The organism is Blastococcus sp. SYSU DS0619, assembly GCF_054051035.1.
In genome coordinates this window covers 123,699-146,241 of the sequence record NZ_JBJHAM010000005.1, presented here as the reverse complement: position 1 = coordinate 146,241, position 22,543 = coordinate 123,699, and the positions used below count along the sequence as shown (strand labels likewise).

20 protein-coding genes are annotated in these 22,543 nt (G+C 74.4%); 7 read left to right on the top strand and 13 right to left on the bottom strand.

Annotated elements, in window-relative coordinates:
• Positions 1–41: 41 nt before the first annotated feature.
• The 3 genes from ACI79T_RS09200 to ACI79T_RS09190 all read right to left on the bottom strand — a co-directional run bounded on the left by ACI79T_RS09200 (position 42) and on the right by ACI79T_RS09190 (position 3,732).
• Entirely contained in the window at positions 42–1,115 is a 1,074-nt protein-coding gene (locus ACI79T_RS09200; RefSeq protein ID WP_456609751.1) for an ABC transporter ATP-binding protein, read from the bottom strand.
• Positions 1,112–2,566, bottom strand: a complete 1,455-nt coding sequence (locus ACI79T_RS09195) for an ABC transporter permease (protein ID WP_456609750.1) — start codon at positions 2,564–2,566, stop codon at positions 1,112–1,114. The genes ACI79T_RS09200 and ACI79T_RS09195 overlap by 4 nt, the downstream gene beginning before the upstream one ends.
• A gap of 155 nt (positions 2,567–2,721) precedes the next feature.
• The gene (locus tag ACI79T_RS09190; RefSeq protein WP_456609749.1) at positions 2,722–3,732 is read right to left on the bottom strand and encodes an iron ABC transporter substrate-binding protein; all 1,011 of its coding nucleotides are present in this window, start codon (positions 3,730–3,732) and stop codon (positions 2,722–2,724) included.
• Positions 3,733–3,830: 98 nt separating this feature from the next.
• On the opposite strand from ACI79T_RS09190, the gene ACI79T_RS09185 reads away from it, so the two are divergent.
• Both ACI79T_RS09185 and ACI79T_RS09180 read left to right on the top strand, forming a co-directional pair.
• Positions 3,831–4,175, top strand: a complete 345-nt coding sequence (locus ACI79T_RS09185; RefSeq protein ID WP_456609748.1) for a hypothetical protein — start codon at positions 3,831–3,833, stop codon at positions 4,173–4,175.
• A gap of 63 nt (positions 4,176–4,238) precedes the next feature.
• The gene (locus ACI79T_RS09180; RefSeq protein WP_456609747.1) at positions 4,239–4,958 is read left to right on the top strand and encodes a hypothetical protein; all 720 of its coding nucleotides are present in this window, start codon (positions 4,239–4,241) and stop codon (positions 4,956–4,958) included.
• Between the two features lie 60 nt (positions 4,959–5,018).
• Here the strand turns inward: ACI79T_RS09180 and ACI79T_RS09175 are convergent, their stop codons facing one another.
• Positions 5,019–5,561 carry a hypothetical protein gene (locus ACI79T_RS09175; RefSeq protein ID WP_456609746.1) on the bottom strand — a complete coding sequence of 181 codons (543 nt, stop codon included), beginning with the start codon at positions 5,559–5,561 and terminating at the stop codon, positions 5,019–5,021.
• Positions 5,562–5,755: 194 nt separating this feature from the next.
• Here ACI79T_RS09175 and ACI79T_RS09170 point away from each other — a divergent pair, with 194 nt between their 5' ends.
• The gene (locus ACI79T_RS09170) at positions 5,756–6,139 is read left to right on the top strand and encodes a PaaI family thioesterase (protein ID WP_456609745.1); all 384 of its coding nucleotides are present in this window, start codon (positions 5,756–5,758) and stop codon (positions 6,137–6,139) included.
• Between the two features lie 21 nt (positions 6,140–6,160).
• Here ACI79T_RS09170 and ACI79T_RS09165 read toward each other — a convergent pair whose 3' ends face one another.
• Positions 6,161–6,391 (bottom strand): hypothetical protein, encoded by a 231-nt coding sequence (locus ACI79T_RS09165; protein ID WP_456609744.1) that lies wholly within the window; start codon positions 6,389–6,391, stop codon positions 6,161–6,163.
• A gap of 137 nt (positions 6,392–6,528) precedes the next feature.
• Between ACI79T_RS09165 and ACI79T_RS09160 the strand changes: the two genes are divergently transcribed.
• Entirely contained in the window at positions 6,529–6,810 is a 282-nt protein-coding gene (locus ACI79T_RS09160; RefSeq protein WP_456609743.1) for a DUF427 domain-containing protein, read from the top strand.
• Between the two features lie 10 nt (positions 6,811–6,820).
• Here the strand turns inward: ACI79T_RS09160 and ACI79T_RS09155 are convergent, their stop codons facing one another.
• The 7 genes from ACI79T_RS09155 to ACI79T_RS09125 form a co-directional block, all read right to left on the bottom strand.
• Positions 6,821–7,231 (bottom strand): hypothetical protein, encoded by a 411-nt coding sequence (locus ACI79T_RS09155; RefSeq protein ID WP_456609742.1) that lies wholly within the window; start codon positions 7,229–7,231, stop codon positions 6,821–6,823.
• A 133-nt stretch (positions 7,232–7,364) separates the two neighbouring features.
• On the bottom strand, positions 7,365–8,336 hold the full coding sequence (locus ACI79T_RS09150) for a ferritin-like domain-containing protein (protein ID WP_456609741.1): 972 nt from the start codon (positions 8,334–8,336) through the stop codon (positions 7,365–7,367).
• A 137-nt stretch (positions 8,337–8,473) separates the two neighbouring features.
• Positions 8,474–8,686, bottom strand: coding sequence for a hypothetical protein (locus ACI79T_RS09145; protein ID WP_456609740.1), 213 nt, complete (start codon positions 8,684–8,686; stop codon positions 8,474–8,476).
• A gap of 102 nt (positions 8,687–8,788) precedes the next feature.
• A complete protein-coding gene (locus ACI79T_RS09140; RefSeq protein ID WP_456609739.1) occupies positions 8,789–9,442 on the bottom strand; it encodes an isochorismatase family protein in 654 nt (217 codons plus the stop codon).
• Positions 9,439–11,313, bottom strand: a complete 1,875-nt coding sequence (locus tag ACI79T_RS09135) for a hydantoinase B/oxoprolinase family protein (RefSeq protein WP_456609738.1) — start codon at positions 11,311–11,313, stop codon at positions 9,439–9,441. Before ACI79T_RS09135 ends, ACI79T_RS09140 begins: the two co-directional genes overlap by 4 nt.
• 3 nt (positions 11,314–11,316) lie before the next feature.
• Positions 11,317–13,380 carry a hydantoinase/oxoprolinase family protein gene (locus ACI79T_RS09130; protein ID WP_456609737.1) on the bottom strand — a complete coding sequence of 688 codons (2,064 nt, stop codon included), beginning with the start codon at positions 13,378–13,380 and terminating at the stop codon, positions 11,317–11,319.
• Entirely contained in the window at positions 13,377–14,081 is a 705-nt protein-coding gene (locus ACI79T_RS09125; RefSeq protein WP_456609736.1) for a GntR family transcriptional regulator, read from the bottom strand. Before ACI79T_RS09125 ends, ACI79T_RS09130 begins: the two co-directional genes overlap by 4 nt.
• Before the next feature lie 105 nt (positions 14,082–14,186).
• Between ACI79T_RS09125 and ACI79T_RS09120 the strand changes: the two genes are divergently transcribed.
• On the top strand, positions 14,187–15,077 hold the full coding sequence (locus ACI79T_RS09120; RefSeq protein ID WP_456609735.1) for an isocitrate lyase/PEP mutase family protein: 891 nt from the start codon (positions 14,187–14,189) through the stop codon (positions 15,075–15,077).
• A 16-nt stretch (positions 15,078–15,093) separates the two neighbouring features.
• Here the strand turns inward: ACI79T_RS09120 and ACI79T_RS09115 are convergent, their stop codons facing one another.
• Positions 15,094–15,885 (bottom strand): enoyl-CoA hydratase/isomerase family protein, encoded by a 792-nt coding sequence (locus ACI79T_RS09115; RefSeq protein WP_456609734.1) that lies wholly within the window; start codon positions 15,883–15,885, stop codon positions 15,094–15,096.
• 324 nt (positions 15,886–16,209) lie between these two features.
• Between ACI79T_RS09115 and ACI79T_RS09110 the strand changes: the two genes are divergently transcribed.
• Positions 16,210–22,104: a DUF4011 domain-containing protein gene (locus tag ACI79T_RS09110; RefSeq protein WP_456609733.1), complete on the top strand. Its 5,895-nt coding sequence runs from the start codon at positions 16,210–16,212 to the stop codon at positions 22,102–22,104.
• Between the two features lie 86 nt (positions 22,105–22,190).
• Complete coding sequence (locus tag ACI79T_RS09105; protein ID WP_456609883.1) at positions 22,191–22,517, top strand: hypothetical protein; 327 nt, start codon at positions 22,191–22,193, stop codon at positions 22,515–22,517.
• Positions 22,518–22,543: the final 26 nt, after the last annotated feature.

The window sequence follows — 22,543 nt, the reverse complement described above, 5'->3', positions numbered from 1 at the left end:
TTTCCTAACCAACGCCCACGACCGGGTCGCGGCGCGTCGGCTCAGACGGCCGGACCGGCCACGCCGGCGCGCGCGGCGCGCCCGGAGGCCGGGAAGGTCAGCGCCGCGCCGGCCACCTCGATCGTGACCTCCTGCCCGACCGCGGGCAGCTCCGCCCCTTCCAGCCGGGCGGTCACCGTGCCGCCGTCGGGCAGGGCCAGCCAGACACGCGAGTCGTGCCCGTAGAAGTCCACCTCGCGCACGCGCGCCCGGGCTCCCGCGCCCAGCGGCGGGCCGAGCCGCAGCTGCTCCGGCCGCAGCAGGACGCGGGCCGGCCCGTCGGCCACCGCCCCGGTGACCGGCAGCGCGCCCAGGACGCAGTGCGCGCTGCCGTCCCGGATCTCGGCGTCCAGGACCACCGACTCGCCGACGAACGCGGCCACGTCGAGGTCGGCCGGGCGCCGGTAGAGCGTCCGCGGATCGGTGAGCTGGACCAGCCGCCCGTCGCGCAGGACCGCCACCTGGTCGGCCGTCGACAGCGCCTCGGCCTGGTCGTGGGTCACCAGCACGGCGGTGGCACCGGCGGCGGTGAGCGCCGCGACGACGGCCCGCCGGGTCTCCTCCCGCAGCCCCGCGTCCAGCGAGGAGAACGGCTCGTCGAGCAGGACGAGCGCGGGCTCGGGCGCCAGCGCCCGGGCGAGGGCGACCCGCTGCTGCTGGCCACCGGAGAGCTGGTGCGGCGACCGGTCGGCCAGCTCGGCGTCCAGGCCCACCAGGGCCAGCAGCTCCCGGACCCGTCCGCGGTCGGTGCGCAGCCGGCGGGGCAGGCCGAACGCGACGTTCCCGGCGACGCTCAGGTGCGGGAACAGGCCGCCCTCCTGCGGCACGAAGCCGATCCCCCGGCGGCGGGCGGGCACGCCGCGCCCGGCACCGGCCACGATGCGGTCGTCGAGGGCGACCGTGCCGCTGTCGGGGTCGTCGAAGCCGGCCACCAGCCGCAGCAGCGTCGTCTTGCCGCAGCCCGAGGGGCCGAGCAGGGCGGTGAGCCCACCGGCCGGCACGTGCAGGTCCACACCGGCGAGGACGGGGGTGGCGCCGAACGCCTTGGTGAGGCCGATGACGGTGAGAGCGCTCATGCGGATGGTCCTCGTCGGGTGTCGCGGGAGAGCAGCACGGTGGCCGGTGCCGAGAGCAGCACCATGACCACCGCGTACGGGGCGGCGGCCCCGTACTCGAGGGCGCTGCTGGCCGACCAGAACGCGGTGGCCAGCGTGGCCGTTCCCGTGGGGGCGAGCAGCAGCGTGGCGGTGAGCTCGGTGACCACCGCGAGGAAGACCAGGGCCGCGCCGGCGCCCAGGCCGGGCGCCAGCAGCGGCAGCGTGATCCGGCGCAGCCGGTCGACGCCGGCCGACCCGAGCGAGGCGGCGACGTCGTCGTAGAGGGGTGGGGACTGCTCGACGGCCGCGCGCACGGTCACGATGGCCCGGGGCAGGAAGAGGATCGCGTAGGCGGCCAGCAGCACCGGGACGGTCTGGTAGAGCCACGGGGTGGCCCGGAGGCTCAGCGTGACCAGGGCCAGCGCGACGACGATGCCGGGCAGCGAGCTGCCCAGGTAGGTGGCCCGCTCCAGGAGCGTCGCGACCCGCCCACGGGCGCGGACCGCCAGCCACCCGGTCGGCACGGCCATGGCCGTGGTGACCGCGGCTGCGCCGGCGGCCAGGGCGAGCGTGCTCCCGGTCGTCGCGGCGAGGGCACCCCACTCGGGGCCCGCCGACGCGCCCCCGGCCAGCCAGTAGGCCAGCGCCCCCAGCGGGACCAGCAGCGCCAGGCCGACGAGTCCGGCCAGCACCAGCAGCATCGGCACGGTGAGCGCCCGCAGCTCCACCGGCCGGACCGGACGGGCCGCGCCGCGCCCGCTGCCGGCGTAGCCGCGGTGCCCGCGCAACCGGACCTCGGCCAGCAGCAGGAGCAGGCAGAGCAGGATCAGCACGCCGGCCAGCACGGTGGCCGCCGGGCCGTTGAAGGTGGCCCGGTACTGGTCGTAGATGGCAGTCGTGAAGGTCGGGTAGCGCAGCATCTGCAGCGCCCCGAACTCGGCCAGCACGTGCAGCGCCACGAGCAGGCCGCCGCCGAGCAGGGCCACGCGGAGCTGCGGCAGCTGCACCCGCCGGAAGACCGCCCAGCCGGACAGCCCGAGCCCGCGGGCGGTCTCCTCCAGCGCCGGGTCCAGGCCGCGGAACGCGGCCACCACGGGCAGGTAGACGAACGGGAAGTACGACAGCGAGACGACCAGGAGCGCGCCCGCGTAGGTGTCCAGCCCCGGCAGCAGCGAGATCCACGCGAAGCTGTTGACGAAGGCCGGCACCGCCAGGGGCGCCACCAGCAGCACGTGCCAGAGGCGCCGTCCGGGGACCGAGGAGCGCGCCACCAGCCAGGCCGCGCCGACGCCCAGGACGGCGCAGACCGCGACCGTGCCCAGGGCCAGGCGGGTGGTGTTCCACAACAGCTCGGCGACCCGCTGCCGGAACACCAGCTCGCGGATGCCCGACCAGCCGAGGTCGAGGGTGTACCCGGCGATGTAGAGCAACGGGAGGAGGGCCAGCGCGGCGACGCAGGCGGCCAGCGCGAGGGTGACCGGCGAGCGCCGCAGCGGTCGCCGGTCCCGGCCCGCGGACGCGCCGGAGCCCCGGGCCGCCGGCAGGGCCGGCGCTCCGGGGCTCGGGACGCGGAGCGCGGGAGGGGTCAGAGCAGGCCAACTTCCTGCATCAGCGCGGTGACCTGCGGTGCGTTGAGCGTCCCCGGATCGACGGCGGGGGCCTGCAGGTCCGCCAGCGGCGGCAGCGCCTCGGCGGAGGGAACGTCGGTGCCGACGGCGTACTCGAGGGCGCTGCTGTCGGCCAGCCGTTCCTGGGCCGCACGACTGGTCAGGTACTCGACCAGCTGCTGGGCCTGCTCGGGCTGGTCCGAGGAGGCGAGCACCCCGGCCCCCGAGGTGCTGAGGAAGGCGCCCGGGTCCTGGTTCCGGAAGTAGTGCAGCTCGGCGTCGTCGCCGATGAGGCCGTTCTGGGCCTGGTCGCGGAACCAGTAGTAGTGGTAGGTGATGCCGACCGGGACCTCGCCCTCGTCGACGGCCTTCATGATCGCGGTGTTGCTCGCGTAGATCTCGGCGTTGCGCTCCAGCCCGGCGAGCCACTCCCGGGTCGCGTCCTCGCCCTCCAGCTCCAGGACGGCGCTGACGATCGCCTGGAAGTCCGCGCCGCCGGCCGCGATGCCGACCCGGCCCTCCCACGCGGGGTCGGCCAGGTCGAGCATGGAGGCGGGGAGCTCGTCCTCGGCGACCTCCGCGGGGTTGTAGATCAGCGCGGTCGAGCGGGCGGCGAAACCGACCCAGTTGCCCGAGGACGGCCGGTACTGCTCCCCGACCTGGGCCAGCGTCCCCTCCGCCAGGGGCGCGAGCAGCCCGGCCTCGTCCACGGCGGCGATGGCAGGACTGTTCTCGGTGAGGAAGACGTCGGCCGGCGAGGCCTCGCCCTCCTCGATGATCTGGTTGGCCAGCTCCGAGTCGTTGGCGTCGCGGAACTCCAGCTCGATGCCGGTCTCCGCGGTGAAGTCCTCGAGCATCGTGCGGACCAGGCTCTCGTGCTGGGCGCTGTACACGGTGAGCGTGTCGGCGTCCGAGCCGCAGGCGGCCAGCGACGCCGCGAGCGTGAAGGTGGAGACGACGCCGACGGTCGTGCGCCCGAGCCTGGTCACGTGGATCCTCCTGGAGATAGGCGAGGCACACCTAAGCATGCCCGAGCCCCGCCTCGACCAGCCGCCCACCCCGCGTGCCGTGCGCTACAACGACAGGCATGACCGACCCCGGCTCCCCCGACGCGGCAGACCCGGCTCCCGGCGGCGACGCCGCCCTGCTGCGGGCGGTGGCCGACCGGCTCGAGGCGCTGGCCGAGCGGACCACCCCCGGCGACTGGCGCCTGGCCGGGTTGCTGGCCAGCCGGCCGGAGGTCGTCTCCCACGGCGCGGACGGCGGCACCGAGCACGTCGCCGAGGCGCGGACCCGCAGCGCCGCGTGGATCGCCGCGCTCTCCCCCGGCCTCGCCGCGCCGCTGGCCGCCTGGCTCCGGGCGGCGGCCGACGGACCCGCCTCCCCCGCCGCCGTCGCGGTCGCCCGGCAGCTGGCCGACCGCCTGCCCTGACGCCGGCACCGCGCGCGCACCGGCTCCCGGGGATGCACCGGCCGAACTGGGTAGTCGCGGGGGATGCAGCAGCGACCCGCGCCCGGCGATCGTGCCCAGGAGCTCCCGGAGGCCGCCGACGCCCCCGAGAAGGAAGGGCTCGCTCGGCGGCTGGACAAGCCGATGGGGGCGCTGGGGCTGGTGTTCGTCCTCGTCGTCCTCGGCCAGTCGCTGGCGCAGGAGCCGTGGCTGGTGACCACGCTCAGCATCACCGGCTGGGTGCTGTGGGTCGTCTTCGTCGCCGAGTTCGCCCACCGGGCCATCACCGCCCGCGACAAGCGGCGGTTCTGGACCCGCAACTGGTGGCAGCTGGTCTTCCTCGCGATCCCGTTCCTGCGCTTCGCCCGCGCGCTCACCCTGCTCCGGGCCGCGCGCGTCGGCGGCGTCGTCTCCGCCGCCGTCCGTGGCTCCCGTTCGGCCGGCCGGCTGCTCAGCGGGCGGATCGGCTGGCTGGGCGCGGTGACGGTCGTGGTGGTGCTGGGCGTGAGCCAGCTGCTCTACGTGCTCGGCGCCTACGACGACTACGGCACGGCGCTCTACGACGCCGCGCTGGCCACCGTGAGCGGTCAGCCGCTGTCCGCCGAGGGTGGGCTGGCGCGGGTCCTCGACATCGTCCTAGCCACCTACTCGGTGGCGGTGTTCGCCACGGTGGCCGGCGCGCTCGGCGCCTACTACCTGGACCGCCGCGAGACCGAGCGTCGCGACGCCGGGTCGCGGGCCGGAGCGGGCGCGCCGGGCGCCTGACGCGCAGGAACGGCGAATGCCCCGCCGGCGGGCCGGCGGGGCATTCGGAGGGGGGTGGGGTCAGACCGGCGCGGCGCAGTAGACCGTGCCGGGCTCCTCCTGGTCCTCACCGACCCAGACGGCGTCCAGCGCCTCCGGGAAATCGGCGCAGACCAGCGTCTCCGGGTTGTTGAACTCGGCGTAGTCCAGCTCCTGCTCGTCGATGCCGACGATCCGGGCCTCGGCGTCCGCCGAGTCGCAGTCGACGAACTCGACGTTCTCGCCGACGGCGTTCCGCAGGCAGTCGCCGACCTCCGGCTCGGTCCGGCCCAGCATGCTGACGAGCAGCCCGACCACGACGAGCGCGACCAGGACGCCACCGACGGCGAGCAGCACCTTCTTCGCGGCGCCACCCTTCTGCTCCGGCTGCCCCACGGGCGTGGCGCCGCCCTGCGGCGGAACCCAGCCACCGGCCGGCTGACCCGGCTGCTGGTCGAACGGCTGGTACGGCCCCGCCTGACCGGGCTGCTGGCCGTAGGCACCGGGCTGACCGACCTGGCCGTGGGGACCGGGCTGGCCGGGCTGCTGGCCCTCCGGCGTGCCGTCGGGTCCGGGGTGGCTCATGGCAGCTCCTGTGCGTCGCGGGGCGTCGTGCGTCGCCGGCGATCCTGTCGCACCCGGCCGACGTGCCACGCCCCTGGGGCCGCCCGCCTCGCTGCCGGTGCGCAACGAACCGCTGCGCCCACCCCAGCAGCCCCGGCCGCCCCTACAGCCGGCCCAGGGGCGTGCCCGCGTTCGCACAGGGGTAGGGGCGGGCGATGAGCGACGAGGGAAGCACGGGTGGGTTCGCCGGTCGGCTGGGGGCGCGCCCCGAGACGGCCGAGGACGGTTCGGCGCGGATGAGCTTCGAGGTGACCGAGGAGCACCTCAACCCGGCCGGCACGCTGCACGGCGGCGTCCTGGCCACGCTGGTCGACACCGCCATGGGCCTCGCGGTGCGGACCACCACCGGCGAGGGCGAGGTGCCCGCCACGAGCCAGCTGACGGTGACCTACCTGCGGCCGGGGAAGCCCGGGCCGCTGGAGGTGACGGCCCGCCTGCGCACCCGCGGTGAGCACCTCACGGTGTGCGAGGCGGACGTCGAGCAGAGCGGCAAGGCCCTGGCCCACGCGGTTGCGACGTTCGCCCTGCTGGACCGCTGACGCCCGTCCGCGGGCCGGGGGTCAGACCTGCGCCGGAGCCGACGTCCCGATGACGGCGGCCGCCGCACCCTCGATGTCCTCGGTCGTCGAGTCGTCGGTCCCGATCGAGCCGATCACCAGCATGTAGGTGATGACCGCCGCGGCGATCAGCAGGAGCACCAGCGGGATCAGGATGCGGCCGAGGCGCCGGCCCTTGGGGGTTCCCTCCGCGTTCGCCGGGTCCTGCTCGCGGTCGTCGTGGGGGTGCGCCATCTGTGCGGCCTCCTGGGTCCGGACGGGGTGGCGGCCGGGCGGCCGCCTCTCCGCTCCATGCCCAGACGGGCCGGGAGCCACGCCCGGTCCGGCCGCTCCGGGCGGCGCGGGCGTCCGCCGGCGAGGACCATCGGGGCATGACCACTGCCACCTGGAACGGCACCGTCGTCGCGGAGTCCGACGACATCGTCACCGTCGAGGGCAACGCCTACTTCCCGCGGGACGCCGTCCGCGACGACGTCCTGCGCCCCTCGGACACGCACACGGTCTGCCCGTGGAAGGGCACGGCCTCGTACTTCACCCTGGAGGTCGACGGCCAGGCGAACCCGGACGCCGCCTGGTACTACCCGGAGCCGAAGGACGCGGCCCGGGAGATCACCGGGCGGGTCGCCTTCTGGAAGGGCGTCGAGGTCCGCTGACCGGCCGCGGTCAGCGGCCGGGGCGGCTGCCGGCGAGCTCGCGCGCCGAGGCGGCGGCGTCGTCGTCGAGCTGGCGGGCGACGGAGGCGTTGAAGGAGTCCCACGCCTGCTCCGGGGTCGTGCCCAGGGCGGCGGCGATCTGCTCCCAGTCGGCTCCGCCGCGCAGCGCGGCCCGGATGCCGACCAGCTGGCTGTCGTGCGCCTTCCGCGCGACGACCTCACCGAGGGCCAGCAGCTCCAGCGATTCGTAGACGTCGAGCTGGGTCTCGGTGGCGCGGAGGGAGGCCCACGAGTCGGGGTCGACGTCCTGGACGGTGTTCAGGGCGGTGTCGCCGTTGTCGCGGCGACTGAGGAAGTCCAGCCGGGTGGCGGCCGTCGTCAGCGAGAACTCCGCCTCGAGGACCTCGGGTGTGATGGTCATGGGTACCAGCTTCCCCTTCCTCGTCGGCGCGCCAAACCCGGCCGCGGCGCGATATCGCACACGCGGAGGGCCCGCACCCCCGTGGGGATGCGGGCCCTCCGCGTGGACGGACCCCGGATCGGGGCCGGTGCGATCAGCTGTCGACGCCGACCGCTTCCTTGGCCAGGGCGGCGAACTGGGTCTGCGCGGCGCTGACCACGTTCGCCCGGTTCTTGTGGGTCTCCTCGTAGCGGATGATCACGTTGATGTCGTGCGGGGTCTTCAGCTGCTTGATCGCCTTGATGGCGTCCTGGTTCGTCAGCGAGTCGAAGCCCTTGATGGGCAGCTCGTCGGCGTTGACGTCGCCGAGCTCCTCGCGGGCGTCGCGGGCGACCTCGGCCGCGTCCTTGTTGCCCTCGCGCTGGGCGATCCGCTCGGCGCGGCGCAGCGAGGCGGCGCGCCCGACCGTGAAGGTCTCGCGGACGGCGTCGCCGAGTGCGGACGCGCGGTCACCTGCGGCGGAGACACGCTCGGAGGTCTCCTCGCCGGCGTGGCGCACCGAGTCGACGGCGTTGTTCACCGTGTTGGCCCAGAAGCGGACCGGCGCGTTGACCGCGCGGGCGACGCCGCCGGCGACCTTCTGCACCGGGGTGGGCTGCAGGGCGGCGGGGCCACCCAGGGCCTCCTCGGCGAGGACCACGGTCAGCCACTCGACGGTGGCCTTGTGGGCGTCGATGAGCTTCTCGGCCAGCTGCCGCGTCTTGGCCTGACCGGCGGTCTGGGCGAGCACCTTGAGGTAGGTGGCGCGGTCGAGCAGCTGGTGCTCGAGCTGCAGGTCGGTGAGCAGCGCCTCCTCCAGCGGGGTGGCCTGCTCGAAGGTGGCCTTGAGGACCGCGGAGAGCCGGCCGACGGCCGGGGTGACGACGTCGGGCACGCCACCGAGCGAGCGCAGCTGCTCGGTGATCTCGATGGTGCGGGCAGCGGCGTTGTCGGCGTTCTGCGTGAGCTCCCGACGGACGGCGTCGGTGCGAGCCTGGCTGATGCGGGTCCGTGCGACCTGCTCCTCGGTCTGCGTGAGGAGGACGAGGGCGCGCAGCTGGTTGATCATCTTGGCGTTGTCGCTCATGGGGGTGCAGCTCCAGAGATCGGGGATGATCTGTCGCTCCATTACATGCCCCGCACACCGGGAGTGCTAACTCCTGCAAGCAGATTGCTAGCAGTGAGCCTGGTCACCCGTTCGGGTGACCAGGCTCGTGCCACGTCTCAGCCGACCTCGGCCGGCACCGCCTCGTGCGCCCGGCGCGGGCGGACGTCGAAGCGCAGCACCGGCTGGGTCATGTCGTCGGTGACCTCGTACGGCGGGCGGGGGGCCAGGCGGACCGGGCGGGGCGGCAGCGGGGACGGCGGCATGGTCTTGCCGCAGCCGACGCAGTAGCGGCCTCGCTGGTGCACGGCTCCGCAGTGCGCGCAGTTCATGACGACTCCTCGGGGTCCGACGACACGGTCAGCCGGACCCTGCCAGGCGCCGGCCGCCGGCTGGAGCCGATCGGGCGGGAGTGACGAGCCGTTACCCGACCGTCATGAACTATTGCGTTCCGCAACCGGTCCGCCGAGCCGGGCGAGCGCCTCGTCCAGTTCGACCACGTCGGCGTACTTGGCGTCCAGGTCGGCGAGGTTGGCCGCGTGCACCTGCGCCGTCCGGTCGGCGCAGGCCTCCCGCACCACCTGGGGCCGGAACCCGCTGTTCAGCGCGTCCATCGCGGTCGCCCGGACGCAGCCGGACGTGGACACCCCGCCGATCACCAGGGTGTCCACGCCCAGGGTGTGCAGGGTGGTGGCCAGCGGAGTGCCGAAGAACGCCGACGCGTACTGCTTGAACAGCACCGGCTCGCCCGGCCCCGGCTCCAGCGCGAGGTCGCCCCAGCGCCCCTCGGCCCCGGCGGCGAACGCGGCCAGCGCCGGCACCTTGCGCACGAACAACCCGCCGTCGGCGAGGTCGGCGCCGTACCGGACCCCGGTCCACAGCACCGGGTAGCCGGCGGCGCGGGCCGCGTCCACCAGCGCGGTGACCGCCACGACCGCCGTCGCCGGCTCCGGCAGCGCGAAGGGCCCCTCCGGCTCGGTGTAGGCCCGGACCAGGTCGATGACCAGCACCGCGGGCCGCCTGCCCCAGCCGACCCGGCCGGAGAAGGCGGACCCGTGCGGGCCGGGCGCCGGTTCCGGCTCGCTCACCCGGCCCACACCGGCCGCTTCGGCGCGGGCAGCCCGGTCTCCTCCTCGCACCGGGCCAGCAGCTCCTCGACCGGCGGGCCCATGTCGAAGACGGGGAGTTCGGCGGGCCGGTCGACGCGCATCCGGTCCCGCAGCTCCGCGGTCGCCGCGGCGTCCACCGTGCCGTCCTCGTCGACGCAGACGCCGTACCGCTCGGCACCCTTCGGCGTCACCAGCCCGCGCCGCACCTCCAGGGCCACCAGCTCGGGCTCCCGCTCCAGCGGGTCGCCCCACCCGCCGCCGCCCCAGGTGACGAAGTGCAGCACGTCCCCCGGCTGCACCGGGACGTCGTGGCACTTGCTGGGCAGCACCGAGCGGGTGCCGTCGGCGCGCTCGATCCACTTGGTGCCCCGGGCACCGGGGTGGCCGCCGTTCACGCCCCACGGGTAGGTGAGCCAGCGGTCGTCGTGGATGGCGATCGTGCTCGGCTCCTCGAAGACGTAGGCGACGTCGACGCCGTTGCCCCCGCGGTGCAGCCCGGCGCCCCCGGTGTCCGGCACGGTCACCCACTGCTCGATCCGCAGCGGGTAGTAGGACTCCAGGTACTCGCACGGGATGTTGGTGAAGCTGGGCCACAGCGAGTGCCCGTCCGGGCCGTCGCCCAGCGGCCGCCCGGGGATCCCGCCGAAGCCGATCGAGTACAGCTGGAACCACTCGCCCTTCCGCTCGCCGGAGGAGTAGGTGCCGGAGTACATGAAGTGTGGCGAGGAGGAGAAGCCGGCGGCGTTGAGCAGCGCCGGGTTGGTCTGGCCGAGCAGCCCGCCGAACAGGTCGAAGACCCGGCCGATGCCGTGGTTGCGGCCGTTGAGCGCGGCGGGGAACTTCGGCCGCCAGTACGAGCCCTCCGGGATCGTGACGTCGACCAGCGGGTAGAAGCCGTCGTTCCAGAGGATCTGCGGATCGGCCACGGTGATCATGTAGATCCCGAAGAACATCCGCGTGAGGTTCTCGTTGATGAAGTAGTTGATCGGCCCGACCGCCTGGGGCGAGGAGCCGGTGAAGTCGATGTGCACCTTGTCGCCGGTGCGGGTCAGCGACATCGTCAGCTGGTACGGCCCGTACCCCACGCCGTCGTCGCAGATGTAGTCGGTGAACGAGAGCGTGCGACCCTCCTCGAACACCGCCGCCAGCAGCACCTTCATGGCGTCGTAGTTGCGCTGCAGCAGCGCGTCCAGGGCCGACAGGTAGGTGTCGGTGCCGAACCGCTCGCACATCTCCACCACCCGCCGGGCAGCGGTGCGGCATGCGGCCACCAGCCCGTTGAGGTCGGCGCGGTTCCAGTCGGGCTTGCGCACCTGGTTGAGCACGATGCGCAGCGCGTCGTCGTTGAGCACGCCCGCCCGGTAGAGCTTGAAGGGCGGGATGATCACGCCCTCCTCGAAGATCGTGGTGGCGTCCGTCGGCATGGACGACGGCGTCTTGCCGCCGACGTCGGACATGTGCCCGAACATCGACGACCACCCGACCAGCCGGCCCTCGTGGAAGATCGGGACGACGACCAGCCAGTCGTTGGCGTGGCTGATCGCGGCGCCGCACGAGTACGGGTCGCTGGTCAGCAGGACGTCGCCCTCCTCGACGGTGTCCGAGAAGCCCTCGAGGAAGTCGGGGATCGACAGGCCGAACTGGCCGACGACCATCTTCCCGTCGGGGTCGGCGATCAGCGGGAACTCGTCGTGCTGCTCGCGGATGCCCGGCGACAGCGCGGTGCGGAAGAGCACCTCGTCCATCTCGAAGCGGGCGTTGCGCAGCCCGTTCTCGATGAGATCGAGGGTGACCGGGTCGACGTCGACCTTCTCGACGGTGCCGGTCGCGGTCTCGACGATCGTCGCCATGGCTCAGCCCTCCAGGGGGGTGATCAGCAGGCTGCCGGCCGGGTGCACGGTGGCGACGTGGCCGGGCAGGACGAGGGTGGTGGAGTCCATCTCGGTGACGATCGCGGGACCGGTCACCACGTCACCGGCGCGCAGCTTCGCCCGGTCGTAGACGCCGGCGGGCAGGTACTCGCCGCCGACGTAGATCCGGTGCTCCTGGACGAGGGCGCCGGCCGGGTCGCCGTCCCCCTCCGGCAACGTCACCGGCGCCACGTCGGGCTTCGGTCCGGTGACCGTGGCCCGCGCGTTGACGATCTCGTGGTCGACGTCGAGCAGGAAGCTGAACAGCCGCTCGTGCTCGGCGTCGAAGGTGCGGGCGACGGCGTCCAGCGCGCCGTCGGTGTCGTCGAGCCAGGCCGGGTCGACGTCGACCGGGATCTCGAAGCCCTGCCCGTGGTACCGGACGTCGACCTGGTAGCCGACGGTCTGCTCCTCGGGCGGCAGCCCCTGCTCGGTCAGCCGTCGGCCGGCGTCCTCGGCGAGCCCGCGGAGGATCCCGACGACGTCGCCGCCGGAGAGCTCGGCGAACCGGCGCAGCACCGTGCGCGCGGACTCGTCGCGCCGGCTGGTGGTCGCGTCGCCGAGGGCGTTGAGGATGCCGGGCGCGGGCGGCACGATCACCGGCCAGGCACCGGTCAGCTTCCCCAGCGCGTTGGCGTGCAGCGGGCCGGCGCCACCGAAGGCGACCAGGGCGAAGTCGCGGGGGTCGAAGCCCTGCTGCACCGAGACCAGCCGGAGTCCACCGAGCATGTTCTCGTTCACGATGTCGACGATCCCGGCGGCCGCGGCCTCCACCGACTCCAGCCCCATCGCCTCGGCCACCGTGGCGACCGCGGCCCGTGCCGCCTCGACGTCCAGGCCGATCTCGCCGCCGGCCAGGGACGTGGGCAGGTGGCCGAGCACGACGTTGGCGTCGGTCACCGTCGGTTCGGCACCGCCCTTGCCGTAGGCGGCGGGGCCGGGGTCGGCGCCGGCCGACTGCGGGCCGACGCGCAGCGCACGGGTCAGCTCGGGCACGTGCGCGATCGAGCCGCCGCCGGCGCCCACCGTGCGCACGTCGACGCTGGAGGACCGGACGACGAGGTCCCCGACCTTCGTCTCCCGGCCGATCCGCGGGCTCAGGTCCTGGACCAGCCCCACGTCGGTCGACGTCCCACCCATGTCGAAGGTGATCACGTCGCGGTGGCCGGCCTGCTCGGCCGCCCACACCGCGCCGGTCACCCCGCCCGCGGGGCCCGAGAGCAGCAGCGTCACCGGGGAGTCGATCGCCTTGCGGGCGGAGGAGAGCCCGCCGTCGCTGCGCAGGATGGCCAGCTCGCCGGCGACCCCGCCCTCGCGCAGCTGCCCGGCGAGGTTCTGCACGTACTTCTGCACCTGCGGCTGGACGTAGCCGTTGGCCACCGTGGTGAGCGTGCGCTCGTACTCCCGCAGCTCGGGCAGCACGTCGGAGGAGAGCGACACCGGGATGCCGGGCAGGAGCTCGGCGGCGATCGCGGCGACCCGCTGCTCGTGGGCCGGGTCGGCGAAGGAGTTGATCAGGCTGACCGCCAGCGCCTGGATGCCGGCGTCCTGGAGCTTGGCGAGCTGGGCGCGGACGTCGTCCTCGTCCAGCTTCCGGATCACCGAGCCGTCGCTGGCGATGCGCTCGTCGATCTCGACGGTGTTCTCCAGCGCGGCCAGCGGCTCCGGCTTGGGCCAGATGATCCATCCGGCCAGGCCGCCCGGCACGAAGGAGCGGGCGATCTGCAGCACCTGGCGGAAGCCCTTGGTGGTCACCAGCCCGACCCGCGCCCCCTTGCCCTCGAGGATGGCGTTGGTCGCCACGGTGGTGCCGTGCAGGACCTGCGCGACCTCGGCGAGCTCGATGCCCGCCTCGGCGCAGACCTTGGCCACGCCGGTGAGGACGCCGACGGCCTGGTCGGCCGGGGTGGAGGCGGTCTTGGCGCGCCAGGTGCTGCCGGTCCCCTCCTCCACCAGCAGGACGTCGGTGAACGTGCCTCCGACGTCGACTCCGAGCCGGTAGCTCATGAGGCCTCCTTCTCCTGGGGGTGCGGACCGGCCGCTGCTCGCCCGGCCTGCTCGGTCGCGGCCCGGACCATGACGGTGCGGGCGTTGCAGATGTGCGCGGTCATCACCGCGCGGGCCCAGCCGGGGTCGCGGGCGCGCAGCGCGGCGACGATCTCCAGGTGGTGGGCGAGGCTGCGGCGCAGCGACTCGGCGTCGTAGGCGTGGAAGTTGCGCCGGACGATCGGCGGGTGGATGGCGGCGGCGAGGGCGGCGGCCAGCGTGGGGTGGCCGGCGAGCGCGACCAGGCGGTCGTGGAAGGCGCGGTTGAGCGGGACCAGCGCGTCGAGGTCCTGCGCCGGGCCGGGGCTGCCGACGGCGAGCATCCGGGAGGCCAGCTCGTCGAGCTCCTCGACGTCCTGCGCGCTCGCGGCGGGGACCGCGAAACCGGTGAGCTGCGGCTCCAGGGAGAGCCGGAGGTCGAAGACGCCCTCCAGCTCGGCGACGGTCCAGGTGGCGACGCGGGCGCCGCGGTTGGGCACGACCTCGACCAGGCCCTCGGCGGCCAGCCGGGTGAGGGCCTCGCGGACCGGGGTCCGGCTCACCGCCAGCCGCTCCGCGAGCTCCACCTCCCCGAGCCGCGCGCCCGGGGCGAGGGAAGCGGCGAGGATCAGCTCGCGGAGCTCCTGCAGCACCCGTTCGGCCGACGTCGCGGACCGTGTCACCCGTCACACCCTCTCGTAAATTGTGTGCAAACCTAGGGCCGTCACGTTCCGGGAGGCAATGGCTCCCGGTAAATTCCGTGTGACTGCATACAACGAGGAGGCGACGTGGCGGAGCTGCTGAGCAACGGACGGGCACCGAGGGCGCGGCTGCGCGAACTGCTGGCCGGGCCGGAACCGCTCCTCGCCCCCGGTGCCTACGACGCGCTCTCCGCGCGGCTGGTCGAGCAGGCCGGCTTCAGCACCGTCTACATGACCGGGTTCGGCACGACGGCGTCGCTCATCGGCCGGCCGGACGTGGGGCTGCTGACCGGTGCGGAGATGGTCGACAACGCCCGGCGCATCGTCTCCGCCGTCGACGTCCCGGTGATCGCCGACGCCGACACCGGCTACGGCAACGCGGTCAACGTCGTCCGCACCGTGCAGCTGTACGAGCAGGCCGGCGTCGCCGCGCTCCAGCTGGAGGACCAGGTCTCGCCGAAGAAGTGCGGGCACATGACCGGCAAGGCGGTCATCGGAACCGACGAGATGGTCGGCAAGATCCGCGCCGCCGTCGCCGCCCGGCGCGACCCCGACCTGCTGGTGATCGCCCGCACCGACGCGGTCGCCGTGTCCGGGGTGGACGACGCCATCGCCCGGGCGCGCGCGTTCGCCGAGGCCGGGGCGGACATCCTGTTCGTCGAGGCGCCGACGTCGGAGGAGGACATCGCGCGGGTGGCCGGCGAGCTGCGCGGCACCGCTCCGCTGGTCTTCAACTGGGCCGAGGGCGGCAAGACCCCGCCGCTGAGCTACGAGCGGATCACCGAGCTGGGCTTCTCGCTGGTGATCTACCCGATCGGCACCCTGCTGGCGGCGACCGCGGGCATGCGCTCGCTGCTGGACACCCTCAAGCGGGACCGCGTCCCCACCGCGGCGCTGGACGCGGTGCCGACCTTCGGCGAGTTCACCGACCTGGTGGGCCTGCCCGAGGTCCAGGACCTGGAGCAGCGCTTCCGCTGACCTCGTTCCCCCGAGGTCAGCGCCCGGTCCAGCGGGGGGCCCGCTTCTCCAGGCGGGCGGCGATGCCCTCCTTGCGGTCCTCGCTCAGGTAGGGGTTGGGCCCGACGTCCAGGCGCAGGCCCTGCCACAGCGGCAGCTCCAGGGCCTTGACGGCGGTCTCCTTCATCCGGCGTACCGAGACGGGGGCGTTGGCGGCGATCCGGTCGGCCAGCCCGAGCGCCGTCGGCAGCACCTCGTCGGCCGACACCAGCCGGTTGAGCAACCCCCACTGCTGCGCCTCCGTCGCGTCGAGCCGGTCGCCGGTGAACAGCAGCTCCATCGCGATGCCCACCGGGATGCGCTTGGGCAGCACGACCGAGCCGAAGTTGGCGCCCATGCCGATCGCCGCCTCGGGCAACGCGAAGTGCACCCCCGGCGAGGCGACCCGCAGGTCGCAGGCGAGCGCCAGCTCGAAGCCACCCGCGACCGCCGGCCCGTTGAGGGCCGCGACCACCGGGACCGGCGTCTCGGTGACCACCTCGAACACCGCCCGCGCGGGCCGGTTCATCGGCGGGCGGAACCGCTCCCCCCGCTCGTCGGCCGCGCGGATCTCCTTGAGGTCGAAGCCGGCGCAGAACGCCGGGCCGGTGCCGGTGAGCACCACGGCCCGGACACCGTCCTCGACGACCCGCAGGAACTGCTCGACCAGGTCGGCCTGCAGCTCGGTGGAGAGCGCGTTGCGCCGATCGGGCCGGTCCAGGGTCAGCACGCGGACGTGCCCGCGGTCCTCGACGACCAGGCCGGATCCGTGTCGCTGCGCATCGGTCATGCCTGCAACCTGCGTCGCCGACGACCGGTCGGCAACCCGGGCGGGACGGAGCTGCCCCGGCAGGCGGCTGCTGCCCCAGGGTGGGGGCAGCAGCCGACCTTGCGCACGCACGGTCCGACTCTGCCCGGGCCGGCTGGGCAGAGTCGGAGCGTGCGCGGATGACCTGTCGCGCCCGGAGCCATCGGCAGGACCCCGCGGTGCCGGAACCGCCGGACGAGGTCGGGTCTGTGATCCCGGGCAACGATCGAGCGCACCCGTCACATCCGCCCCATCCGTCGGGGACCATGGGCGGACCAGTCCGTCCGACCCGGTAGACAGGTGACCATGGAGACCACTGCCGACATCGAGCTCGGTGATGTCGTCGCGCCACCGGCCGTCGTCTCCATCGACCTCACCTCGACCCCGGTGCTCAGCTACGCGCTGGCGCACAACCGCCTGCCGGTCGTCTCCCGGCTGGCGCTGACCGCCGACCGGACCCTGCGCGGGGTGACCGTGCGCCTGTCTGTGCGCGACGCGGAGGGGCCGATCGCCCAGGCCGTCGAGCTGCTGGCCGACGTCGACGCCGGCCGCACCACGGTGCTCACCGGCATCGGCCTGGTGATGGACCCCGCCGCGATGCTGCACGTCGAGGAGCAGCGCCCCGGCGTCGTCGACGTCGAGGTGGAGCTGGACGGCGAGCTGCTCGGCGAGACCACCGCCCCGGTGCAGGTCCTCGCGGCCAACCAGTGGCTGGCCACTCCCCTGCCGCTGGCGCTGGAGATGCTCGCCGCGCACGTCATGCCCAACCACCCGGCGGTCACCGGGCTGGTCGCCGAGGCCGCCGAGCTGCTGGAGCAGAAGACCGGCAGCGGCGCGATGGTCGGCTACGCGGCCACCGCCGAGCGCGTGGACGAGGTCGTGCAGGCGCTCGCCGAGGCCCTCCGGCGCCGGGGCGTCCGCTACTCGGAGCCGCCGGCCCGCTGGGCCGACCTCGGCCAGCAGGTGCGCTCGCCCGGCGACGTCCTCACCTGGCGGGTGGCCACCCCGCTGGACACCGTCGTCGTGCTCGCCGCGGCGCTCGAGCAGGCCGGCATCCGGCCGCTGCTGTGGCTGGCCGACGGTCACGCGTTCCTGGGTTACTGGCGGGAGGAGCGCAGCTCCGAGAGCGCCGCCACCACCGACGCCGCGCCGCTGGTGAACCTGGTCGACCTCGGGCTGATCGGCCTGGTGGAGACGACGATGCTCACCGGCGCCGACCGGCCCGGCGAGGACCTGCACCGCCCCGCCTACGCGGAGTGGCTCACCGGCGAGCTCGAGCGCATCCTCGGCGTGACCGACGTCCACCGCGCCCGGCGCGACGGCATCCTGCCCCTGCCCGCCCGCGCGCGGACGCCGGAGGGGCTGCTGCAGGTCGTCGAGTACCGGCCGGCCGAGCACAGCGCCCCGGCCCTCCCGACCGCGTCGGCGCCGGCGCACCCGTCTAGCCGCCCCGAGGCACCGCCCCGGGTGCAGCAGTGGAAGAACGCGCTGCTGGACCTGAGCCTGCGGAACCGGCTGATCAACTACAGCGAGCGCGCCGGCCTGCCGCTGACCGTGCCGGACACCGCGCTGCCGATCCTGGACAACTTCGTCCACGACGGCACCCCGCTCACCCTGCTGCCCGGCGACCAGCTGGCCGCCGTCCAGCAGGAGCGCGGGCTCACCACCGCCAAGGAGCTCCCGGCCGAGCAGCTGACCGAGCTGCTGGTGGAGCGGCGCGAGGTGCACGCCGACGTCACCTCCGGCGGCTACCTGCCCCGCCTGCGCAACCTCGCCTACCGCGCGAAGACCGTGCAGGAGGAGACCGGCGCCAACAACCTCTACCTGGCCCTGGGCTCGCTGGTCTGGGAGCTCGACGGGCGGCCGCTGCGCTCGCCGCTGCTGCTGGTGCCGGTTGTCCTCACCCCGGTCGGGCGCACCGGCTCCTACCGGCTGGCCCTGGACGAGTCGGGCGCCAGCACCCCCAACTACTGCCTGCTGGAGAAGCTCCGCCAGCTGCACGGCCTGGTCGTCCCGGCGCTGAGCGACACCGCGGAGAGCACCCCCGAGCTGGAGCGGGCCCTGGAGGCCATGCGGGTCGGGCTGGTCGGCCACGGCCTGCCCTATCTGGTCGAGGCGACGGCGGACCTGGCGATCCTGCAGTTCGCCAAGTACCGGCTGTGGAAGGACCTCGACGAGCACTGGGGCGACTTCGCGGGGAACCCGCTGGTGCACCACCTGGTGCACGAGCCGACCGAGCCCTTCGTCGACCCGGCCCGCGACCCGGGCACCTACGTCGACCTCGACGAGCTGGCCGCCGAGCTGCCCGTGCCGGCCGACGCCTCGCAGCTGCGGGCGATCGCGGAGGCGGGCGCCGGGCGCACGTTCGTGCTCGAGGGCCCGCCCGGCACCGGCAAGTCGCAGACGATCACCAACCTGCTCACCCGCGCGGTCGCCGACGGCAAGCGGGTGCTGTTCGTGGCGGAGAAGCGCGCGGCGCTGGACGTCGTGGCCCGGCGGCTGGACGCCGTCGGGATGGGCATGTTCGCCCTCGACCTGCACGACAAGGGATCACGCGCCTCGATGGTGCGGGCACAGGTCCGGCTGGCCCTGGAGCACGCCGTCGCCGTCGACGAGCAGGGCCTGGCCGCCGACTCCGAGACGCTGCGCTCGGCCCGCCGCCAGCTGGCCCGCTACGCCGACCGGCTGCACACCGAGAACGCCGCCGGCCTGTCGCTCTACACCGCCCGCACCGCCGAGCTGACCGCCGGCACCGACGTGCGCGCGCTGCCGGTCCCGTTGCCGTTCGTCGCCAACGCCCCGGCCGAGGTGCTGACCGCGGTCCGCCGGGCCCTGGCGCTGCTGCCCGACATCGCCGACCTCACCCGCCCGTCGCCGCGGCACCCGTGGGCGTTCGTCGACTCGCCGGAGATCGACCTGCCCGCGGCGCGCGAGGCCGCCTCCGCCGTCGACACGGCGGTGCGCGAGCTGGCCGGCTTCCCCGAGCTCGGCGGGGTGCTGCGGCACGCCCGCACGCCCGAGGACCTCGACGCGCTGGTGCACCTGCTGTCCGGCCCGCCGATCGGCCTCGACGTGCTGGACGAGACGTTCAGCGGCCGGTGGACGACGGCGTCCGGCGCGGTCCTCGGCGAAGTGGCGGCCTTCACCGCCTTCCGGCACCCGGGCCTCGACGTCGCCACGCCCGAGGTCCTCGGCCTGCCCCTGGCCGAGATCTACGTGTCCGCGCAGACCGCGGCCGCCTCCGGCTGGTGGGGGCGCCGGCGCCGGCTGATCGCCGTCCGCGACCAGCTGACCTCCTGCCTGCGGCCGGGCGCGAAGGTCCGGCCCAGGGACGTGCCGCCACTGGTGGAGAACCTCTGGCGGGTGCAGACGGCGGTCTCCGCCATCGCCGGCCGGGTGCGCTCCGTGCCCGGCCTGTCCGCACCGGAGACCTGGAACCCGTTCACCGACCCCGGCCTCCTCGAGCGCGAGGTCGAGTGGCTGCGCCGCGCCGGCACCGCCGTCGACGGCTCGTCGGCCTTCCACGTCGCGCTGCGCAAGCTGATCGTCGCCGGGATGCCGTCGGCACGGGAGACCGCCGCTGCGGTGGCGCGGCTGCGCGACGCGGTGACCGCGCTGCTGCAGGTCTGCCGCAGCTCCTCCGACCAGCTCGCCACCTGGGCCGGGGACGACGGCTTCGTGCTGCGCTGGTCGATGACCCGCCCGGAGCGCGGGGTCGAGGGCACGGTGCTGATGTCGCTGCGCCGCTGGGTGTCCTTCCTCGACACCCTGGAGCCGCTGCGCTACGCGGGCCTGTTCGACGCCCGGACGCTGCTGATCACCGGCGCCGTCGCCGCCGACGACGCGGTGCGCGCCCTCGACCGCGGGCTGGCGGAGGCGTCGGTCGCCGAGCGGCTGGACGCCACCGGGCTGGACGGCTTCGACGACGAGGCCCACGAGCGTGCCATCGCCCGGTTCACCGCCGCCTCCCGCGCGGTGCGCGAGCACCTGACCCAGGCCCTGCCGGCCGCGGTGCTGGGCTCCCGCCCGTTCGACGCCGCCATGGGCACCGGCCAGGTGGGCGCCCTGCAGCGGGAGCTGGCCAAGCAGCGCCGCGGGCTGGGCGTCCGGCAGCTGCTGGCGCAGTACGGGGAGCTGATCACCGCGGTGATGCCGTGCGTGCTCGTGTCCCCGGACTCGGTGGCCCGGTTCTTCCCCGCGAAGGCCGACCAGTTCGACCTCGTGGTCTTCGACGAGGCCTCGCAGATCCGGGTGGCCGACGCCGTCGGCGCGCTGGGCCGGGCCAAGGCTGCCGTCGTCGTCGGTGACTCCAGGCAGATGCCGCCGACGTCGTTCCTGGAGCCGACCCCGGCGACCTCCGACGACTCCGTGGAGGTCGTGGAGACCGCGGTCGAGGACGAGGAGTCGATCCTCAGCGAGTGCGTGCAGGCGCGGGTGCCCCGGCACTGGCTGTCGTGGCACTACCGCAGCCAGGACGAGTCGCTGATCGCCTTCTCCAACGCCCAGTACTACGAGAACCGGCTGTCGTCGTTCCCGGCGCCGACGCACGGGCGGGCCTCGTCCGAGCCCGACGGCCGCGGGGTGTCGCTGGTGCGGGTGCCGGGCACGTTCCACCGCTCGGGCGCCGGCCGCCTGCTCCGCACCAACCCCGTCGAGGCGAAGGCGATCGTGGCCGAGATCCGCCGGCGGTTCGACGCGGTGTCGAAGTGGGACGGCATGGACGTCGTGCCCTCGATCGGCGTGGTCACCTTCAACGCCCAGCAGCGTTCCTACATCGAGACGCTGCTGCGCGACGCCGACGACGACCGGCTGTCGGCCGCGCTCGACCGCACCGACGGCGAGGGGCTGTTCGTCAAGAACCTGGAGAACGTGCAGGGCGACGAGCGCGACGTCGTCCTCTTCTCCACCAACTTCTCCCCCACCGCCGACGGCACGCTGCCGCTGAACTTCGGCCCGCTCAACCGGCAGGGCGGCGAGCGGCGGCTCAACGTGGCGATCACCCGCGCGCGCCGTCAGGTCGTCGTCTTCTCCTCGTTCGACCCGGCGCAGCTGCGGGCCGAGGAGACCTCCTCGGTCGGCATCAAGCACCTGCGCGCCTACCTCGACATGGCCGAGCAGGGCACCGACGTCCTGCCGCGCTCGCCGCGGTCGGCCGCCGTCGTCGACCGGCACCGGGAGCAGATCGCCGCCGCGCTGCGCGAGCGCGGGCTGGTCGTGCGCACCGACGTCGGCCTCTCGGAGTTCCGGATCGACCTGTCGGTGAGCCGGGCCGCCGACCCGGAGACCCCGCTCGTGGCCGTGCTGCTGGACGGTCCGGCGTGGGCGCGCCGCGGCACGGTCGGCGACCGCGACGCGGTGCCGGTCGAGGTGCTCGGCGACCTGCTGCGCTGGCCGGTCGTGGAGCGGGTCTGGCTGCCCACGTGGCTGGCCGGCCCCGCCGCCGTCGTCGACCGGCTGGTCGCCGCGGTGGACGCCGCTCCGGTCCCGTCGACCCCCGTGCCCGCACCCCTGCAGCTGCCGACGGCGGCCGTGGAGTCGTTCAAGGGCGTCGCCGCGCTGCGCTCGTCGGTGACGTCGATGGCCGTGCCGGCGACCCCCGCCCGCCCGGCGCCGAAGGCGGCCGCCGCGACGAAGCCGGCCGGCCCGGCAGCGCTGGAGGGCGAGACGCCGTTCGTGCCGTGGATCCCGAAGACCGCCGGTGAGAAGTCGGTGCTCGACGAGCTGCCGGCGTCGAAGGCCGCCCGCGTGGTTCGCCGGGTGATGGCGGCCGGTGTCAAGGCGGAGGGGCCCATCCACGTCGACCGGCTGGCCAAGCTGACCGTCGGCGCGTTCGGGCTCAGCCGGTCGACCGAGGCGCGCAAGCAGATGCTCCTGTCGCTGCTGCCGCCGTCGGCCGTCGACGGCGACCACCTGTGGCCCGAGGGCGTCGACCGCGCCGGCTGGACCGGGTTCCGCCGGCAGGTGTCGAGCACCGACCGGCCGATCGAGCACGTGGCGCCGGAGGAGATCGCGAACGCGATGGCGGCGCTGTGCCGGGCCGCGGCGGGGATGCGGCGCGAGGAGCTGCTGACCGCCACCGCCACGGTCTTCGGCTACAAGCGCCGGGCGGCATCGGTCACCCCGGTGCTCGAGAAGGCCCTGGCGTTCGCCCTGGACGGCGGCCGGCTCACCGAGCAGCCGACCGGCCTGCTGACCGGCTGACCCGGACGGGGGGTTCAGTCCGGAACAGGATCGGCCGTTCTCTTCTGTGCAGAGAGTTCCGAGCAGAGGAGAGAGCAGTGCGCATCATGTGCCGGGCCGCCGTGCCCGCCACGGAGAGCCAGGTCGTCGCCTCCGTCCAGGAGACCCTGGACCGCCGGGGGTCCATGCCCCACGCCCCGGTCAGCCTGGCGGTGCCCGACACCGTCGCCCTGGGCATCGCCGGGTTCTTCGTCAGCAGCACCGACTCCGGCCAGGTGATGGAGCGGTTCTTCCGCGGCGGCGACGTCGACAGCGCCGACCTGCTCGAGGCCGTGGCCTTCGAGCAGGGCTACGCCTCGGCCGAGCAGCACTCCGCGCTGCACTGCCTCGCGGGGTGGGTGCACGCCCGGGTGCACTCCCGCGACGCCGCCTGACCTCGCGGCACGGCCTGACCCCGCGG

Coding starts and splice junctions, on each gene's coding strand:
- ACI79T_RS09175 (WP_456609746.1), bottom strand. CDS start 5,561: ATGAGCCACCCCGGACCCGACGGCACGCCGGAGGGCCAGCAGCCCGGC.
- ACI79T_RS09170 (WP_456609745.1), top strand. CDS start 5,756: ATGAGCGACGAGGGAAGCACGGGTGGGTTCGCCGGTCGGCTGGGGGCG.
- ACI79T_RS09130 (WP_456609737.1), bottom strand. CDS start 13,380: ATGAGCTACCGGCTCGGAGTCGACGTCGGAGGCACGTTCACCGACGTC.
- ACI79T_RS09145 (WP_456609740.1), bottom strand. CDS start 8,686: ATGAACTGCGCGCACTGCGGAGCCGTGCACCAGCGAGGCCGCTACTGC.
- ACI79T_RS09160 (WP_456609743.1), top strand. CDS start 6,529: ATGACCACTGCCACCTGGAACGGCACCGTCGTCGCGGAGTCCGACGAC.
- ACI79T_RS09155 (WP_456609742.1), bottom strand. CDS start 7,231: ATGACCATCACACCCGAGGTCCTCGAGGCGGAGTTCTCGCTGACGACG.
- ACI79T_RS09105 (WP_456609883.1), top strand. CDS start 22,191: ATGTGCCGGGCCGCCGTGCCCGCCACGGAGAGCCAGGTCGTCGCCTCC.
- ACI79T_RS09115 (WP_456609734.1), bottom strand. CDS start 15,885: ATGACCGATGCGCAGCGACACGGATCCGGCCTGGTCGTCGAGGACCGC.
- ACI79T_RS09185 (WP_456609748.1), top strand. CDS start 3,831: ATGACCGACCCCGGCTCCCCCGACGCGGCAGACCCGGCTCCCGGCGGC.
- ACI79T_RS09165 (WP_456609744.1), bottom strand. CDS start 6,391: ATGGCGCACCCCCACGACGACCGCGAGCAGGACCCGGCGAACGCGGAG.
- ACI79T_RS09180 (WP_456609747.1), top strand. CDS start 4,239: ATGCAGCAGCGACCCGCGCCCGGCGATCGTGCCCAGGAGCTCCCGGAG.
- ACI79T_RS09135 (WP_456609738.1), bottom strand. CDS start 11,313: ATGGCGACGATCGTCGAGACCGCGACCGGCACCGTCGAGAAGGTCGAC.
- ACI79T_RS09200 (WP_456609751.1), bottom strand. CDS start 1,115: ATGAGCGCTCTCACCGTCATCGGCCTCACCAAGGCGTTCGGCGCCACC.
- ACI79T_RS09110 (WP_456609733.1), top strand. CDS start 16,210: ATGGAGACCACTGCCGACATCGAGCTCGGTGATGTCGTCGCGCCACCG.
- ACI79T_RS09150 (WP_456609741.1), bottom strand. CDS start 8,336: ATGAGCGACAACGCCAAGATGATCAACCAGCTGCGCGCCCTCGTCCTC.